The sequence below is a fragment of the Natrinema sp. 1APR25-10V2 genome (assembly GCF_031626495.1).
Lineage (GTDB): Archaea > Halobacteriota > Halobacteria > Halobacteriales > Natrialbaceae > Natrinema.
The window spans coordinates 115,300-132,003 of record NZ_JAMQOJ010000006.1; the positions used below are offsets into that span (position 1 = coordinate 115,300).

Annotated in this window: 14 protein-coding genes and 1 pseudogene; 4 read left to right on the forward strand and 11 right to left on the reverse strand. The window is 61.8% G+C overall.

Translation table 11 applies throughout. From position 1 onward, the window contains the following. Positions 1 to 36 precede the first annotated feature (36 nt). From NDO75_RS18905 to NDO75_RS18935, 7 genes are all read right to left on the reverse strand, one after another. A complete protein-coding gene (locus NDO75_RS18905; protein ID WP_310908172.1) occupies positions 37 to 720 on the reverse strand; it encodes a cyclase family protein in 684 nt (227 codons plus the stop codon). 46 nt (positions 721 to 766) lie between these two features. Further along, entirely contained in the window at positions 767 to 1,483 is a 717-nt protein-coding gene (locus tag NDO75_RS18910) for an ATP-binding cassette domain-containing protein (RefSeq protein WP_310908173.1), read from the reverse strand. Next, on the reverse strand, positions 1,483 to 2,229 hold the full coding sequence (locus tag NDO75_RS18915) for an ABC transporter ATP-binding protein (RefSeq protein ID WP_310908174.1): 747 nt from the start codon (positions 2,227 to 2,229) through the stop codon (positions 1,483 to 1,485). Before NDO75_RS18915 ends, NDO75_RS18910 begins: the two co-directional genes overlap by 1 nt. Then, a complete protein-coding gene (locus NDO75_RS18920; protein WP_310908175.1) occupies positions 2,229 to 3,269 on the reverse strand; it encodes a branched-chain amino acid ABC transporter permease in 1,041 nt (346 codons plus the stop codon). The genes NDO75_RS18915 and NDO75_RS18920 overlap by 1 nt, the downstream gene beginning before the upstream one ends. Continuing rightward, positions 3,266 to 4,189 carry a branched-chain amino acid ABC transporter permease gene (locus NDO75_RS18925; protein WP_310908176.1) on the reverse strand — a complete coding sequence of 308 codons (924 nt, stop codon included), beginning with the start codon at positions 4,187 to 4,189 and terminating at the stop codon, positions 3,266 to 3,268. Before NDO75_RS18925 ends, NDO75_RS18920 begins: the two co-directional genes overlap by 4 nt. A gap of 22 nt (positions 4,190 to 4,211) precedes the next feature. Then, positions 4,212 to 5,591, reverse strand: coding sequence for an ABC transporter substrate-binding protein (locus tag NDO75_RS18930; RefSeq protein ID WP_310908177.1), 1,380 nt, complete (start codon positions 5,589 to 5,591; stop codon positions 4,212 to 4,214). 122 nt (positions 5,592 to 5,713) lie between these two features. Continuing rightward, positions 5,714 to 7,396: an AMP-binding protein gene (locus NDO75_RS18935; RefSeq protein WP_310908178.1), complete on the reverse strand. Its 1,683-nt coding sequence runs from the start codon at positions 7,394 to 7,396 to the stop codon at positions 5,714 to 5,716. A 228-nt stretch (positions 7,397 to 7,624) separates the two neighbouring features. Here NDO75_RS18935 and NDO75_RS18940 point away from each other — a divergent pair, with 228 nt between their 5' ends. Continuing rightward, positions 7,625 to 8,803, forward strand: a complete 1,179-nt coding sequence (locus NDO75_RS18940) for an MFS transporter (RefSeq protein ID WP_310908481.1) — start codon at positions 7,625 to 7,627, stop codon at positions 8,801 to 8,803. 48 nt (positions 8,804 to 8,851) lie between these two features. Here the strand turns inward: NDO75_RS18940 and NDO75_RS18945 are convergent. Both NDO75_RS18945 and NDO75_RS18950 read right to left on the reverse strand, forming a co-directional pair. Continuing rightward, a pseudogene (locus NDO75_RS18945) lies at positions 8,852 to 9,991 on the reverse strand (3-hydroxyacyl-CoA dehydrogenase NAD-binding domain-containing protein); the annotation flags it as partial. A gap of 213 nt (positions 9,992 to 10,204) precedes the next feature. Then, entirely contained in the window at positions 10,205 to 10,621 is a 417-nt protein-coding gene (locus NDO75_RS18950) for a cobalamin B12-binding domain-containing protein (protein ID WP_310908180.1), read from the reverse strand. Between the two features lie 148 nt (positions 10,622 to 10,769). Between NDO75_RS18950 and NDO75_RS18955 the strand changes: the two genes are divergently transcribed. Continuing rightward, positions 10,770 to 12,020 carry a transposase gene (locus NDO75_RS18955; protein WP_310908181.1) on the forward strand — a complete coding sequence of 417 codons (1,251 nt, stop codon included), beginning with the start codon at positions 10,770 to 10,772 and terminating at the stop codon, positions 12,018 to 12,020. A gap of 244 nt (positions 12,021 to 12,264) precedes the next feature. Here NDO75_RS18955 and NDO75_RS18960 read toward each other — a convergent pair whose 3' ends face one another. Continuing rightward, the gene (locus NDO75_RS18960) at positions 12,265 to 13,962 is read right to left on the reverse strand and encodes a methylmalonyl-CoA mutase family protein (protein WP_310908182.1); all 1,698 of its coding nucleotides are present in this window, start codon (positions 13,960 to 13,962) and stop codon (positions 12,265 to 12,267) included. Between the two features lie 752 nt (positions 13,963 to 14,714). On the opposite strand from NDO75_RS18960, the gene NDO75_RS18965 reads away from it, so the two are divergent. After that, positions 14,715 to 15,911, forward strand: coding sequence for a hypothetical protein (locus tag NDO75_RS18965; protein WP_310908183.1), 1,197 nt, complete (start codon positions 14,715 to 14,717; stop codon positions 15,909 to 15,911). A gap of 150 nt (positions 15,912 to 16,061) precedes the next feature. Here the strand turns inward: NDO75_RS18965 and NDO75_RS18970 are convergent, their stop codons facing one another. After that, the gene (locus NDO75_RS18970) at positions 16,062 to 16,403 is read right to left on the reverse strand and encodes a HalOD1 output domain-containing protein (protein ID WP_310908184.1); all 342 of its coding nucleotides are present in this window, start codon (positions 16,401 to 16,403) and stop codon (positions 16,062 to 16,064) included. 43 nt (positions 16,404 to 16,446) lie between these two features. On the opposite strand from NDO75_RS18970, the gene NDO75_RS18975 reads away from it, so the two are divergent. Then, the gene (locus NDO75_RS18975; RefSeq protein WP_310908185.1) at positions 16,447 to 16,671 is read left to right on the forward strand and encodes a DeoR family transcriptional regulator; all 225 of its coding nucleotides are present in this window, start codon (positions 16,447 to 16,449) and stop codon (positions 16,669 to 16,671) included. Positions 16,672 to 16,704: the final 33 nt, after the last annotated feature.

Below are 16,704 nucleotides of genomic sequence, written 5' to 3' on the forward strand. Positions count from 1 at the left end.
CTCACACTCGAGCGACAGGTCAGAACTCGTGATTTCCTACGGCGAGGTCGTTCGGGTCGCCACGAATCGCGCTGGTGCTCCGTCGCCCCCCGCGAGAGCCAGCGGAAAGCCGAAGACGATCGGACGAGTGCCGACCAGCGAACGCGGGATCCTGAGGTGTTCCGCGATGAGGACGCCCTCGGCCAGCAGCGTCTGATGGACGGGATAGTCGTCCCAGTCGTCGGGCCGCGTCGCCCGGGGCCGATCGGGACTCGGAGTGTCCACGGCCAGCAGCGACACGTCCTGCTCGAGCAACCAGTCGCCGACGTCGGCCGCGAGCCACGGATAGCGCTCGTACTCCTCGTCGCCGTAGCGCTCGCCCCAGCCCGTCCGGACGAGGAGAACGTCTCCTGATCGAACGTCGTCCGCGGCCGCCGCCAACTCGTCCACAGTGATCGCCTCGGACTCGTCGCGGCTCACGTCCGCAACAGTCGCGTCGCCGACGAAGCGCTCGAGCGACAGCTCGTCGATCGTCGCACCGTTCGGAATCATGTGGCGGGGCGCGTCGACGTGCGTCCCGACGTGGGTCGGCGTTCCGATCCACTGGGCGTTGACGCCGTCGCGATCGACGTCGCTGAGCGTCTCGAACTCGGGCGCCGGGAGCGCCGCCGAGTGCGGTACGTCGGCGTCGAACGGCTGGGTGAGGTCTATCCAGTCAGCGTTATCGAATCGGTTAGTCATCGGTCTCTCTGAAGGTGGTATATGGGGAGCCGCGGTCGGTGACCGGTCAGCCGCCACCGATGATCTGCATCAGCTCTTCGTCGTCGGTAATCTCTCCGGCCACGTCCGTCTCGGCGATGATCTCGCCGCGTTCGATGACGTACAGCCGGTCGACGAAGTCTTTGACCTGATTGATCTGCGATTCGGCGACGAACACGGCGATGCCGAGCTCGTCACGGATCACCGAGATGCTCTCGGTGAGGTCTTGCTTGATGCTCGGCGCGAGGCCCTCGAACGGTTCGTCCAACAGGACCAGCTCCGGCTCGGCGACGAGCGCGCGAGAGACGGTGACCATCTGCTGTTGGCCGCCGGAGAGCTTCCCCGCTGGCTGATCGAGGAACCGCTCCATGGCGGGGAAGATATCGAGGACGACCTCGAGACGGTCGTCGATATCGATTCCGTCGTCGTCGCTCCCCCACAGCGCCATTTCGATGTTCTCTCGTGCCGTCAGCTTCGATATCAACCGCCGGTCTTCGGGGGCGAAGCCGATGCCGAGGCGCTTGCGCTCGTGCGTCGGGTACACCGTGATGTCCTCGCCGCGGAACGACACCGAGCCGCGCTGGACGTGTTGGAGCCCCATCACGGATTTGAACGTCGAGGTCTTCCCGGCACCGTTCCGACCGATGATCCCGACGACTTCGGTCTCGTCGACCGCCAGGTCGATCTCGCGGAGGACAGTGATGCCCTCGATCGATGCATCGAGTCCCTCTAGTTCGAGCAGCATCACTCTTCACCCCGAATACGCTGTTTGACCGTCTCGTCCTCGAGCACTTCCTCCGGCGAGCCGTCGATTATCTTTCGGCCCTGATCCATTGCGACGACGCGCTCGGCGTAGTCGGCGATGAGTTCCATGTCGTGCTCGATGAACAACACGGCTGAGTCGGACGTCTCGAAGTAGTTCTGCAGTCGGTCCATGATCGCGTACTTATTTTCGGTGGCGACGCCGCTCGTCGGTTCGTCGAGGATGAGCAGTTTCGGTCGCATGGCGACGCTCATACAGACGTCGAGGATCTTCTTGTCGCCGTGGGGAATCGCTTCGGCGTACGCCTCTTGCTGATCGGCGAGGCCGAACTCGTCCAGCAGCGCGATCGCTTCGGCGCGAGTGTCGTTCTCCCAGTTGAGTACGGTAAACAGGGAGTTGTTCCGCTGCTCTCGGGAGAGGATCGCCGACCGGACGTTCTCGACCAGCGTGAGATCGTCGCAGACTCGCGGGATCTGGAACGACCGGACCAGCCCCGCCCTCGCGCGATCGTGGACCGGCGATCCGTTCAGCTGTCTCCCGTTGAAGACGATATCCCCGGCTGTCGGATCGAGAACGCCGGTGAGCAGGTTGACGAAGGTCGTCTTGCCGGCCCCGTTCGGACCGATGATCCCGACGATCTCGCCGCTACCGATCTCGAAATCCATCTCGTCGACAGCCCTGAGATCGCCGAACTCCTTCGTCAACTTCTGTGTTTCGAGTACCGACATTATCGCTCACCTCCGTCATTTCGATACTGACGAACGCGCCGACGGACACGGGCGCCTATGCCCGAGAGCCCCTCGGGTTCGAACACGATCACGAGGAACAGGACGAGCCCCATCAGGAAGTGCCAGTACTCAGTCAGCTGTTGAGCCTGACTGCGGATGAGGATGAACGCTCCTGCCCCAGTGATGGGTCCGAAGAACCATCCCGTGCCGCCGAGGACGGTCATGAACGCCAGTTCGCCGGAGCGAGACCAGTGGAGGACGGTCCCGGGCGTGACGTGGCCGTTGAGAATGGCGTACATCGCACCCCCCAAGCCGGTGAACAGACCCGACACGATGCTCGCGTACCAGCGGTAGCGTCGAACTGGAATTCCGATGGCTCGCGCCCGTTCCGGGTCGTCGCGGATCGTCTTGAGCGTGAGGCCGAAGGGGGAGTGCATGAACGTCCACAGCAGTACCATCGTGATCACGAACGCGATCAGGATGACGTAGTAGAGGACGCCCATCAGGTAGCCCGCGTACCCCCAGCTCGCGAGGTAGTCGACGCCGGCGATGGTCGGCGTCGTGATCGGAACGCCGTCGGTCCCGCCGGTGACGGTGTAGAGCTTCACCGTGATCACGTAGATCAGGTGAGCGAGCGCCAACATCAACAGCGCGTAATACACTTCGGTGTGTCGGACTGAGATGTACCCGATGACGACTGCGATTAGGCCCGCTGTGAGGACGCCGAGGGGCACGAGCAGCAGTAGCTCACTCATTCCGGTGTACTCCATCGCGAGGCCGATCGCGTACGCCGAGCCGCCGAAGAACGCCGCGTGCCCGAACGACAGCAGTCCGGTATAGCCGAGCAGGACGTTGTACGCGAGTGCGGCGATGGCGAACGCGAGGATCTGGCCGAGCAAGAACACCTCGTACTGGCCCGTCCCGGGCAGGTAGGGGAAGGCGAACGCGCCGACGAGGAGCACGGCGCCCGCCACGCTGGCCGGGTTACGGAGGCGTTGCCTGATGTCGATCGCGATTCCGGTGGTGGTATCCTGACTCATACTTCGATCTCTCCGAACAGGCCGGTCGGTTTGACCAGCATCACGGCCGCCATCAGCAGGAACACGATGGCGAGCTCTAACACTGGCACGTAGTACGACCCGTACGCTTGCACCATCCCGATGATGAGGGAGGCGGCGATCGCTCCTTTGAGGCTCCCCAGTCCGCCGATGACCAACACGGCGAACGCGAGGATGACGAACTCGAACGCGAGGCCGGTCGTCATAGAGGCGGTGGGCAGGTAGAGCGCGCCACCGAGCGCCGCTAGCGCGATACCGATGACGAACACTTTGAGGTGGATCGACCGCGTGTCGATTCCGGTGAAGCTAACGGCCTCGTCGTCCTCGGCCATCGCGAGCGTGATCTTCCCGAGACGCGTCTCTTCGAAGAAGTAGTAGAGCGTCGCAGCGACCAAGGCGGTGACGAGGATGGTCAGTACTGCCCACCACGGGTACGTCTGTCCGGACAGATTGAACGTTCCGAGGAGGTTCGACGGCGCCGTCGCGCTCACCGGCTGTCCGCCCCAGACGTACTTCATTGCGTCTTCCATCATCAGAATAACGCCGAACGTCGCCAGCAGCTGGTAGTCGTCTTCCAGACCGTACAGCGGCCGGAACGCGGTCCGTTCCATCGCCAGGCCGATCGCCGAAACGACCGCCGGCACGACGATGACCAACAGCACGAGAAAGACGACGAATAACCCCGCGAAGCCGAGGGCACCGCCGATCGCCCCGACGGTCGCGTGAATGAGACTCGCCGCCAGATACGCCCCGAGGGGCAGGAAGGCAGCGTGGGCAAGGTTCAGGAAGTTGAGCATGCCGTATATCAGCGACAGCCCAGTGCCGAGCAGGAATAACGTCGCGGCTCCCGATAACCCGTTGAGGATTATTATCAACTGTTCGCTGATGAATTGGTGGATCATAGTTTGGCCTACTGACGGTGGGTTAGAAACTGTCGATCCACTCGGAGGTGGTCATCGACGCCGGCGGATTAACGTATTCGGGAGTGATCCAGACGGTGTCCCGGAGGGCGACGCGACCATCTCGCTGCTCCGAAAATCCGTAGAAGGACGGTTCGACGACGTTGTGACTCCCCTGCGGCATATTGACGAACCCACTCGGCGAGTTAAAGCCGATACCCTCCATCGACTTCACCCACTGGTCTTTCGTCGGGTACTGACCGCTCAGGTTGTACGCTCGTTCGATCGAGTAGACGTACGCCCAGATCGCCTGCCAAGCGTGGAAGGCCCCGTGAGCGTACGGCGGTTCGTTGTACTCGTTTTGGTAATTCTTGACGAATTCCTCGTGGAGCGTATTCCACTGCTGATCGCCGAACGGATAGTGCGGGCCACGAGCGCCGAAAAGGATTCCCTCCGGGATTTCGTCCGGAATGTTCCCGATAACGTGACTCCCCGCGGTGAAACAGGGGATGGTATCGTCGAACAGGCCCTGGTTGTTCGCCTGTGTGATGAAGTTCACAGCATCACCGCCCCAGTGACTCGAGTAGATAAAGTCCGGGTTGATGTCGTTGAGCGCACTGATCGTCGAACTGTAATCGTCGTTCGGGAACGGAGTGAACCGCGACTCGACGAGTTCGACGTCGATTCCCAGACTCTCGACGGCCTGACTGAAGAGGTCCCAGTTGTTTCGACCGAAGGCGTAGTCCTGATTGACACCGGCGACGGTCTGGACATCGGGGAGCGCGTTCTGCAGCAGCCGTGCCGCACCGACGGCGTCCGTCGAACTGCTCGCACACGTTCGGAACACGTACTGTGGGTCTTTATTCGCTTTGTCGAACAGGTCCGTCGTCCCCGTGTCCCAGACGACCGTCGGCTGACCGAGCTCCTCTGCGATCGGGGCGACCGATAGGATGTTCGCGCTCGAGATGTAGCCGACGATCACGTCGAAGTCCTCCTGTGTCGCCAGCCGCCGGTACTGCTGGACGACCTCGTCGACGTTCTCGTCGAACTCCTCCATCTCGATCTCCCGCTCGCCCAGGATCCCACCCTCCTGGTTGATCCGGTCGACGACCATCCGCGCGGACTGCATCATCGGCGTACCGAACACGGAGGCCGGACCGGACGTGAACCCGATGCAGGCCATTCGGAGCGGTTCGCTGGGAATTTCGCCGCCGCCCGTACTGCCGCCACCCTGTTGCGCGGGGTTGCTACAGCCGGCGAGCCCCATTGACGCCGCGACGGTCGCCGTACCTGCGCCTTTCATAAAGCGCCGCCGACCGATTTTCTCTCTGATATTTGGCACTCCGCTCTTTACGATCTCTCCGTCTGGATCAAATGACGATGCCATCGTGTGCCGAATTAGCATGGTACATGATAAACATTATCCCTAGGATGAAACAGTATCGTAATGACAGTTAAGAGCAGAATATGTTAGATACGGATGATATCCCCGCCGATGAAAGGCGAATCGAGAAATCGACGAAGCGATCAGAGTATCCCTTCGCGCTCCTCGAGCGAGGTGCGTCGGATCTTTCCGGAGGAAGTTTTGGGGAGTTCGTCGACGAACTCGATCCGCTGGGGGTACTCGTACTTCGCGAGCCGGTCGCGGACGTCCTGCCGGAGGGACTCCTCGAGACCCTCCGACGCTTCGAACCCGTCCGCGAGCACGACGAACGCCTTCGGAACCTCACCGCGCTCGTCGTCGGGGACACCGATGACGCCCGCGTCTGCGACCGCGTCGGTGTTCGCTAGCGCCTCCTCTATCTCGACGGGACCGATGCGGTAGCCCGCGCTGATGATGACGCTGTCCTTCCGCGAGACGAACTCGAGGTAGCCGTCCTCGTCGAGACAGCCGAGGTCTTCCGTGAGCAGCCAGCCGTTGCGGACCTTCTCGCCCGTCTTGTCCGGTTTGTTCCAATATTCCTTGAAGCAGACCGGATTACCCTCGTATCGGACGGCGATTTCGCCTACGTCGCCGGTTTCGACCGTCTGTTCGGCCGTCTCCGGATCGACGATCGCGATCTCGTGGCCGGGAGCCCGCCGCCCGATCTTCCCCTCGCGGAACTCAGTGAGTTTCGTACAGTCGCCGACGAGCATGTTGGCCTCAGTCTGGCCGTACGCTTCGTGGACCGCGGCCCCGTCGAAGACGTCCCGGGCCCACTCCACGATCGACTGTCCGAGCGATTCGCCGCCGCTGGGGAGACACCGAATGCTGGAGACGTCCCATCGGTCCGGATCGTCCATCTGTTCCATCATTCGGAGGGCTGTCGCCGGGCCGAAGAAGACGGTGACACCGTAGCGTTCGATGATCCCCATCGCGGTCTCGGGATCGAACTGTTCGTCGGCGCTGTAGGCGACGACCGGGCGCCCATAGAACATGGCCGGGAAGACGACGTCGAACAGCGTCGCTACCCAGGCCCACTCCGACGGCGTCCAGAAGACGTCACTGTCGTGCAACTCCATGTTACAGAATCCAGTGATGACCAGCGGGAGGTTCCCGAGGAGGACCCGGTGTGCGTGTCGGACGCCCTTCGGATCGCCCGTCGTCCCCGACGTGTAGATGATGATGGCGTCGTCCTCGGCGTCGGTCTCTACGGTCTCGAACTCTCGGGAGTGAGCGTCTACCAACTCCCGGAACGCGACCTCGTCTGCTTCGGGGTCGACATCGCCGACGGTGACGATGGTCTCCAGCGACGGGGAGTCGGTCGCCACGCTCCGGACCGTCTCGACGTTCGTACCGTCGACGAAACAGGCGACCGCGTCGGCGTCGTTCAGCCGGTAGGAGACGGCGTCGGTGCCGAACAGCGTACTCAACGGAACGGAAACCGCGCCTAGCTTCCAGCATGCCACGTGCGCGATGACCGTTTCGGGCCGTTGGCGCATGTTGATGGCGATCCGGTCGCCCCGTTCGACGCCCCGATCACGCATGGCGTTGGCCAGCGCGTTGGTGGCGTTTCGGACCCGCCGGAACGTGTACGTTTCACTCCCACCATCGCCGTCGTCGGCGAACAGCGCAACCCTCTCTTCGTCTTCGGCCCAGCGGTCGCACACGTACGTCGCCATATTGAACGTTTCCGGCACCTCCCACTCGAACTCCTCGAGGAGCCGGTCGTAGTCGTCCCAGTCGCGCTCGTAGAAGTGGTACGCCTCGAGCCGATCCGTGGTACTCATACAGTGATAGATAACCAGGTGAGTAATACAAGTTATGGTAAGATATATCATGACAAGACGGAGTGGACGGTTCGAATCCGGCGCTCGGCGCTGGTGTCTCTCTCAGTCTGATCCCGGTCGCCGCCAACCCATCGGTACAACTATAAATAACAGGCTCGGCTAGTTTCCCAGCCAGTACAGTATGCGTACACGTTACTCAGTGGTGCGAGGAGCATGGGTGTGAGCGAAATGGTCACGCAGCGCACTCGAGCGGGCGTTTTCGCGGCGTGTTTTCTCGCTTCGGCCGGAATGAACGCGTACATGATCGCCCCGGCGAGCATCATTCCGCTGCTCGTGGAGGCGTTCGACGTCGACAAGGCCGGGGCGGGGATCGCCATCAGCGCGGCCGTATTAGGGTCTGTCGTCGTCCAGATCCCGTTCGGCTTCCTGATGGATCGCTACGACAACCGACTGCTGATGACCGCTGGAACAGCCGTGTTCGTGCCGGTCGCGATCGCGGGTTCATTTGCGACGAGTTATCCGCTCTTTCTCGTGAGTCGGGCCGTCGCGGGAGTCGCCGGCGGTGCCGTGTTCGTCCTCGGAACCAACGTCGTCGCGCAGGTGTTTGCCGGGGAGCGACAGGGGGTCGTGACGACGGTGTTCATCGCGAGTGCCCCCCTTGGATTCGCGATCAGCCAGTTCGGCGGTCCGCTCCTCGCTGCCGCGTTCGGCTGGCAGGCCGTGTTCGTCGCCTACCCGCTCCTCTCCGCGCTGGGCTATCTAGTCTTTCGCCTCTCGAGACCGACGGCGATCCGCACCGGCGATCGGACCTCGATCCGGGAGTTCGGCAATGCGTTACGAAATCGAGCGGTGCTGCTCGTCTCGCTCTCCGGGTTCTGCTCGTACGTCCTTTACATCTTCATGAACTCGTGGATGCCGACGTACGCGACCGAACGGCTGCCGCTGACGCTCGGCGAAGCGGGGGCGATAACGGCGCTGTTGCCGGCCGTCGGCATGCTCGCGCGACCCGCCGGCGGCTGGCTTTCGGACTACGTCGGCTATCGTCGACGGTTGATCGTCGTCTGCTCGCTCGCGTTCGCGCTCCCGGCGTTTTTCATCGTCTCGCGGACGATCTCGATGCTCCTCTTCTCGGCCGTGATGCTCGGTGTCGGCTTCTCACTCCAGTTCGGTATGGGCGTCTACTACGTCTACACGCGAGAACTCGCCGCAGACGGGACCGGTGGGACGAGCCTCGCCGTGTTCACGTCGATCGCGTTCAGCGGCACGCTCGTCTCCCCGACATTGGGCGGCTGGCTGATCGGCGCGTTCTCGTGGGAGATGACGTTCTTCCTGTACGCCCTGATCGGCATCGCTGGAATCGGCGTGCTGTTCCTCACGCGCGACTCGAGTCCGGGTCCGACTGGGTGATCAGGCCGAACCCTCGCTTCCGCCGTCCGCATCCGGACCGCCTTCGATGGCCCACTCTTCCAGCCGGTCCGCGGGGGCGTATCGAACCGCACCCGTCTCGTCGTGTAGCGCGATGAGGAGATCTCGAAGCCGATCGTAGCCGTGTTCGGCGGCTAGACGCGTCGGTCCCTCCGGGAAGCCAGCGCCGAGACGCAGCCCCTCGTCGATCTCGTTTGGATCGGCCGCGTCGGCCGCGACGAGTTTCGCCGCCTCGTTGATCCCGACGGCGACTAGCCGCGCTTCGATCTCCTCGCGCACTGCGTCGTTCGGCACGTCCGCACCGCTGTCTTCCCAGTCGTAGAAGCCGCGTCCGGCCTTCTTTCCGAACGCCCCGTCCTCGACCTTCGCCTCGAGCAGCGGACATGGGGCGTACCCCTCACCGAGGGTTTCGTGCATGTACTCGAGTACGTCGACTGCGACGTCGATCCCAATCTGATCACAGAGTTCGAAACAGCCCATTGGGAGGTCGAGGCCGAATTTGGCGGTGCTGTCGACCTCGGCGACGGTGGCGTCGTCCTCGTGGACGATCCAGGCGGCTTCGTTGAGCATCGGCACGAGGACGCGATTGACGATGAATCCGGGGGTATCCTTGCGGACTCGGATCGGGGTCTTGTCGAACGACTCGGTCAGGGCTTCGGCGAGATCGAGCGTCTCCTCGGCCGTGTGTTCGCCCCGAATGACTTCGACGAGCGGCATCCGTACGGGTGGATTGAAGAAGTGCATCCCGCAGAACCGCGCCGGGTCGTCGACCGTTTCGGACAGTTCGCTGATCGAGAGCGTCGACGTGTTCGTCGCGTACACCACGTCGTCGGGGGCGTGGGCGTCGAGTTCTCGGTACACATCCTTTTTCAGAGCCATTCGCTCAGGGACGGCCTCGATAACGACGTCCGCGTCCCGCACCGCGGCCTCGACGTCGACGAACGTCTCGATGCGTTCGAGCGCCGCCGCGGCGTCGTCCTCCGCGATCCGTCCGGCGTCGACGAGTTTCGTCAGACTCTGCTCGATTCGGTCGTAGCCGTCCCGAACGAGGTCCCCCGAGACGTCTCTGAGGTGGATCGTGTATCCGGAGAGGGCCGCGACTTCAGCGATTCCGTGGCCCATGCTTCCCGCACCGATGACCGCGATCGTATCGATCTCTGTCGTGTCCATGGAAAGCGTTCACTAGCTGATCGTCGTTCGATCGTATAAAATAGGGTGACGGTCCTGCCACGAATCGAAACCGCATACCGGATTCCGCCACCGCGTGCACAGCCTGTTTTCGGGGGAACCATTTCTGTCTCGCGAGAGCGTCTAGTGGACCGTAGCGACAGCCGCGGGGACCTCTCTCGGCAGCCGACGATCGGCCACTCGCTCCTCCGTCGGTCAGCGCTCCGGAGCGTTCTCCCGGACGAATTCGACCGTCTCTTCGATCGACGTACCCGGGCCGAAGATCGCCGCGACGCCCTCGTCTCTGAGCCCCAACCGGTCTTCTTCGGGGATTACGCCGCCGACGAGGACCAGCGTATCGTCCGCGGCGTCGTACTCCTCGAGCCCGTCCATGATCTTCGGGACGAGCGTGTCGTGGGCGCCCGAGAGGATGGAGATCCCGAGGACGTCGACGTCCTCTTGGACGGCGGCCTGGATGATCTCGTCGGGGGACTTGTGCAATCCGGAGTAGATAACCTCGAACCCGGCGTCGCGGAACGCACGCGCGATAACGTGCGCACCGCGGTCGTGACCGTCGAGTCCGACTTTCGCGACCAGGCACCGAATCGATTGCTGTTTGGTCTCAGTGCTCATGGGAGGATCTATCTTTCCTCAAGGAGAGAACCCCGCCGTTTACGGCGGGAGCGAATCCGACACTTCCCACACAAACCACCGTCGATGGCACGGTGGATATTCAACGCTAATCCGTAGCATTAAGTAACTTTACCTACATAGGCTATATATGGCGATTCGGGCCACTCGTACCTACGTTGGTTCCATTCAGAACCACAGACAGGTCTGCGATGGCCTTGACTCGCTCGGAGATTCCGCCTCGAAAATCTGGAACGTCGCACGATGGACAGCCGACCGCGTATGGGACGAAATCGGTAAAATCCCAGACGAAGGTCCGCTCAAATCGTATATGAAGAACCAAGCGTGCTGGAAAGACTTGAATGCACAATCCAGTCAGAAAGTCATCGAAGAACTTTCTGACGCTTTCCAGTCATGGTTCGACCTGCGACACAAAGACGACAAGGCGAATCCCCCCGGCTACCGCAAACACGGCGATGAACGACCACGTTCCACGGTCACGTTCAAAGCAGACGGGTTCAAACACGACCCCGAGAACAACAGAGTCCGACTCTCGAAAGGCTCGAACCTCAAAGAACACTTCTCGGACTTCATCCTCTGCGAATACCAGACTCGTCCCGACGTTGACCTTTCGGAAGTCAACAAGGTACAGAACGTTCGCACTGTCTGGAACGGCGATGAGTGGGAACTACACTTTGTCTGCAAAGTCAGTCTCGAAACCAACGACTCAGCAGGCGACGAAGTGGCCGGTATTGACCTCGGTATCAAGAATATCGCCACGGTCGCGTTCCCTGACGAGTACGTCCTGTACCCCGGCAACTCACTCAAGCAGGACAAGCACTACTTTAAGCGTTCTGAGTACGACACGGAAGGTGAAAACGGCCCGTCTGAGAAGTCGATGTGGGCGCGTCAGAAACTTGCTGACCGGGAGTCACACTTCTACCACGTCCTCTCAGACACCATCATCACAGAGTGCGTCGAACGTGATGTTGGAACGCTCGCAGTGAGTTGGCCCGAGAACGTTCGTGACTCAGATTGGGGGAAGACTGGGAACAAGAAGTTGCATACGTGGGCGTTCGACCGTATCTACCAGTACCTCGAATACAAAGGCGAAAAACGCGGTGTTGAGGTGTTGAAGGAGGACGAGTGGGACACCTCAAAGACCTGCTCGAAGTGTGGTGACGACACTAAGTCCAACCGCAAACATCGTGGGCTGTACGTCTGCTCGTCGTGCGGGTTAGTCGGAAACGCGGATTGCAACGGGGCAGAGAATATGCGCCAGAAGATAACTCCGAGTCCTCATGGTGAGGATAGGAGTAACGGCTGTGTGGCACAGCCATCGGTACACCTGTTCGACCGCGAGAGTGGGATGTTTCACACGAGAGAACAGGCCGTGTCGTAAACCATCAAATATCCCACCTTCGGTACGGGAAGCCCCGTTGTTTACGACGGGGAGGATGTCACTCTCGTCGGGCCTATTGTTCTATCGGACACGCAGACGGTCCGCCGTCACCCATCGTCGAGCAGGTGCGCGGCCGAACGGAACTGATTTTCCCCAGTCCGCCGATCGATCGTTAGCTGAAAGCGAGGGCGCTAAGCCCCCGTCCTCAAGGAGCGACCGAAGAGAGCGAGTAGGCAGAGGTAGTTCACACGGGGGCGACCTCTTCCTGATAGCTGCCGTGGTGGTCCTCGAAGACCGCCATTATCTCGCCCATCGTCGCGTAGGCCTTCACGGCGTCGACGACGTACGGCATGACGTTCTCGTCGTTCTCGATCGCGTCGGAGAGCGCCTCGAGGGTCGCATCGACGGCTTCGTCATCGCGTTCGTCTTTGACGCGCTCGAGGCGGTCGAGTTGGCGGTCCCGCGTCGTTTCGTCGATCTGGAGGATCTCCGGCGACGTGTCCTCCGCGATCGTGTACTCGTTGACGCCGACGACGACCTCCTCGCCGCGCTCGACGCGCTCCTGGTACTCGTATGAGGCCTCGTGGATCTCGCGGTGGAAGTAGCCCCGTTCGATCCCGGTGAGGACGCCGTCGCGGATCGAGCCGTCGCCCATCTCGCGGATCTCCTCGAGGTAGTCCATGATCTCGGTTTCCATCTCGTTGGTGAGCGTTTCGATGGCGAAACTCCCGCCCATGGGGTCGACGATGTCGGCCGCGCCGGACTCTTCGGCGATGATTTGCTGCGTTCGGAGGGCGACGCGGACGGCCTTCTCGCTGGGCAGCGCCAGCGCCTCGTCGAAGCTGTTGGTGTGTAACGACTGGGTGCCACCGAGGACGCCGGCCAAGGCCTGAATGGTGACGCGGACGATGTTGTTGAGCGGTTGCTGAGCCGTTAGCGACTGGCCCGCCGTCTGCGTATGGAATTTCATCCGCTTGGACTCGTCGGCCTCGGCGCCGTACCAGTCGTCCATCACGCGGGCATAGAGGCGGCGCGACGCCCGGAACTTCGCGACCTCCTCGAAGATGGAGTTGTGCGAGTTGAAAAAGAAGGAGAGCAGCGGCGCGAAGTCGTCGATGTCGAGCCCGCGGTCGAGACAGTCCTCGACGTAGGCGAAGCCGTCGGCGAGCGTAAATGCGGCCTCCTGGGCGGCCGTCGAGCCGGCCTCGCGGATGTGGTAACCCGAAATCGAGACGGGATGGAACTTCGGCGTCTCCTCGACGGCGAACTCGATCGTGTCCGTGACGACCTCGAGTGCGGGCTCCGGCGGGATGACCCACTCCTTCTGGGCGATGAACTCTTTGAGCATATCGTTCTGGAGCGTGCCCCTGATCTCCTCGCGGGGTACGCCTTGCTGATCGGCGAGCGCGATGTACATCGCATAGATCACCGGCGCGGAGGGGTTGATCGTGAACGACGTCGAGACCTCGCCGATGTCGATCCCGTCGAACAGCACTTCCATGTCGGCGAGCGTGTCGACGGCGACGCCCTCCTTCCCGACTTCACCCTCGCTCATCTGGTGATCGGAGTCGATGCCCATCAGCGACGGCATGTCGAACGCCGTCGACAGCCCCGTCTGGCCCTCGTCGATCAGATAATGAAAGCGCTCGTTTGTCTCCTCGGCGGTGCCGAAGCCGGCGAACTGTCGCATCGTCCACGTCCGCCCGCGGTACATCGTCGGATACGGCCCGCGCGTATACGGTGGTTCCCCGGGAAATCCGAGGTCGTCCTCGAAATCGAGGTCAGCAATATCGCCGGGGGTGTAGAGTCGGTCGACCTCGTGATTCGAGACAGTCGCAAATCGGTCCTTTCGCTCGCCGCGTTCCAGCGACGGCTCGAGCGTGTCCGCTTCCCACTCTTCGCGCCGCTCTCGGATCTCCTCGAGCTCTCGATCATCGTACATTGATATGATCATCCGTACCAATATTCTAAAGCTTTGTCCTCGAACTTCCAAACTGGCCTTTTGACACCCTTGGTGAGAAATAAGCGTCCAATTGTAATTGATATATGCATATATAATCAATATGCAGGATCGAACACCCGAATAGACCGTCGACCCGGACAAAGCACGAAGGGGAGACACCGTAGTCTATGGCACCTAGATGTTGCTACTGGTTCCTAGTACTAGGTGCAGCTTATGGCTCGCTTTCAATGACCAGCCGTCACCTCCTTTGTGAGCAAAATCGTCGGCTTCCGCTATCGCTGGTTTTCCCTGGGCGCGCATTAGGCCGGAGCATGCTGGATAATGAGCGTGCGGCCGCCACTTCCCCTCAGTACGACCGGAAGAAAACGCCTGGCACCGACTTTTAAGGAACTGACCGATGAACCCGGTCGGCTCCGTGTCGACGGCGCGCCCGTCAGCACTGTCACCACCGCAGCGGACAGCACCGTCAAGGCTCCCGGCGCTGTACCGGGATCGGCCACCGGGAGCGATGTTCCCGTCGTTGCCGCTCATGATGGCAGCGGCTCGAGCCGAGTCCGCGCGCTAAGACCTTTTCACATCGTGAAATCGCGGCCTAGTGGTAGCCCCCGTCATACAGTAGATAGTTTCGTATGTTGAAGCATCGAGGAGATGATTGATGGCAAGAAAGTATAACTGTGTGGACATGGTCGGCTTCACGTAGCGCGATTTCGGAGAGCGAACGAAGGGGGAGCATGAGTAAGACACCAGCATTCGATACAGTACAGAGTAATGATAGTGGTCCGGCCCATCCACGAGCAGTCATCCACAAGCGGATCCTCTCGGTCGCAGAGGACCGACCGGGGGCGTCGATGGATGAGATCGCTGCAGCGGTCAGCGCTGCGTCGCCTCCGTTGGTTGAACAGGTCCTCGAAGAATACGGCGATCCAGGCAGGCCTACAGCCGACGCCGCCGAGACCAGAGCGGACGGTTCCGCAGCACAGGCGTCGACATCCGACGCCGACCATGAGCCGATCGAGAACCACGAGACAGCGATCGACGACACAACTGTGAACAACCACGAGGAAAGTCCCGAACTATCGATCCCCGAACCGGACGAAGTGACCGAGAAACAATTGGAGACGTTACATGCGATCCGCGACTGGCCGAACGCGACGCAGGCGACGCTCGCTGAGCGTCTGGGCGTGACCAGCGCGACGATCAGCCAGCGGGTCAACGGGATCGATGGCTTCGACTGGGCGACCCGCCGGGCGTTCGTCGATCGGTTCTTCGCTCAGGCCGAGTCGGCAGGCGACGAGGCCGAGGCAGTCGCCGACTCGGTCACTACGTCGCCGGAGCCAGCCGAGGATGACACGCCGACGAACGACACTGCCGCCGCAGCGAGTGCGGCTACGAGCGATGAGACTGACGAGGAGGCCGCCGACGATGACGCAGCCACCGATACGGCATCGACCGGTACGCCGACCGCAGCAGCACACAGCGGCGACACCGCGTCCGAGGCCGTCGACCGTGATGCGACGGCAAACGACGCGCCGAACGCAGCGCCGTCCACGGATCGACCGACGAGCCCCAACGCGGAGGCACCCAGCCAAGTACCTGCTGACGACCGCACGAGCACCGATCGGGCGGCCGAGAGAGGCAGCGAGAGCGAAGCGGTGGGACAGCCGACCGAACAAACGGTCGCGGCGCTCGCCGACAACGTCGCCGACCTTGCCGCCCGCCTCGAGCGGCTCGAAGGACAACTCGTGCGCGGCCGCCAGCACACGGTCGATCCAGCGCTCGCTCATAAGGTGCTTCGCGCCTGTTTCCGCTCCGACGAGATCTCGGCCGCCGAGGAGGTCGAACTCGTGGACGGGATTCTCGCCGCGGACAGTGCGGTGATAAGCCCACCGGACGAACCATCGGCGTCGGACTCCTCGAGTCCGGACTAGTGCGGTCAGAGCTGTCGCCGACGCTTCTCGCGGCCGCGACCCGATGAAGGTAGTATCCCTCGACCCGAGAGGACCACCCAGGGTGACCTCCGCCCAAAGACGGCCGAAGGCGCTATCGGCCCGTATCAGCCGTGCGTACCGTATCCCGTGTCAGCGTTCGTGATAATCGATCGTCCCGTCTTCGTACACGCTGATCCGATAACCGGCATACGTGAACGACAGCTGCAACTGCTCTGTGTCCGCGCTGGCAACCAGTCGCTCTAGCGCGTCGGGGTCAATCGTGTCGTGCAGCGGCGGCAGATGGGTCGGCGGTTCTCCCGTTTCGTCGGCAACAGCAGAGATAATTCGGTGAAGTACGGTCATTGGCTCAGTCGATGGTGGGGGCGACGCCTTGAGACTCGCAGTGCGAATCGTTGCTACTAGCTCCATTTGCATAAGCTCCACCATGCGCGTTAAAGCAAACACGGCAGTCACCAGTTCCGAAACCATCATATCACTGTATCGAATGGTGGACGGTATTGGTGATCACCCTTACATGGCGGAAGACGATGACGGCGGCTCGTTCGGGAAGCGACACTCGGACGAGGATCTCGTGGCGTTCATCGCCGCCGAAGAGGTAGTGACGACTCGAGAGGTGGCGGACCACTTCGACTACCACCTGCAGACTGCGCGGCGGCGGTTGAAGCAGTTGCATGCGGACGATCGCGTCCGACGCAAGGACGTCGGGAAACGGTTCGTCTGGTGGCTGCCCCGAGACTAGCACCGGCAGCAAACCACTAGACGGGGCCGTAGT

Bases quoted from the DNA above. Each gene is read 5' to 3' on its own strand.
- NDO75_RS18910 (WP_310908173.1), bottom strand. From the start codon at position 1,483: ATGCTGCTCGAACTAGAGGGACTCGATGCATCGATCGAGGGCATCACT.
- NDO75_RS18960 (WP_310908182.1), bottom strand. From the start codon at position 13,962: ATGTACGATGATCGAGAGCTCGAGGAGATCCGAGAGCGGCGCGAAGAG.
- NDO75_RS18935 (WP_310908178.1), bottom strand. From the start codon at position 7,396: ATGAGTACCACGGATCGGCTCGAGGCGTACCACTTCTACGAGCGCGAC.
- NDO75_RS18920 (WP_310908175.1), bottom strand. From the start codon at position 3,269: ATGAGTCAGGATACCACCACCGGAATCGCGATCGACATCAGGCAACGC.
- NDO75_RS18970 (WP_310908184.1), bottom strand. From the start codon at position 16,403: ATGATGGTTTCGGAACTGGTGACTGCCGTGTTTGCTTTAACGCGCATG.
- NDO75_RS18930 (WP_310908177.1), bottom strand. From the start codon at position 5,591: ATGCTAATTCGGCACACGATGGCATCGTCATTTGATCCAGACGGAGAG.
- NDO75_RS18925 (WP_310908176.1), bottom strand. From the start codon at position 4,189: ATGATCCACCAATTCATCAGCGAACAGTTGATAATAATCCTCAACGGG.
- NDO75_RS18905 (WP_310908172.1), bottom strand. From the start codon at position 720: ATGACTAACCGATTCGATAACGCTGACTGGATAGACCTCACCCAGCCG.
- NDO75_RS18955 (WP_310908181.1), top strand. From the start codon at position 10,770: ATGGCGATTCGGGCCACTCGTACCTACGTTGGTTCCATTCAGAACCAC.
- NDO75_RS18975 (WP_310908185.1), top strand. From the start codon at position 16,447: ATGGCGGAAGACGATGACGGCGGCTCGTTCGGGAAGCGACACTCGGAC.
- NDO75_RS18915 (WP_310908174.1), bottom strand. From the start codon at position 2,229: ATGTCGGTACTCGAAACACAGAAGTTGACGAAGGAGTTCGGCGATCTC.
- NDO75_RS18950 (WP_310908180.1), bottom strand. From the start codon at position 10,621: ATGAGCACTGAGACCAAACAGCAATCGATTCGGTGCCTGGTCGCGAAA.
- NDO75_RS18965 (WP_310908183.1), top strand. From the start codon at position 14,715: ATGAGTAAGACACCAGCATTCGATACAGTACAGAGTAATGATAGTGGT.
- NDO75_RS18940 (WP_310908481.1), top strand. From the start codon at position 7,625: ATGGTCACGCAGCGCACTCGAGCGGGCGTTTTCGCGGCGTGTTTTCTC.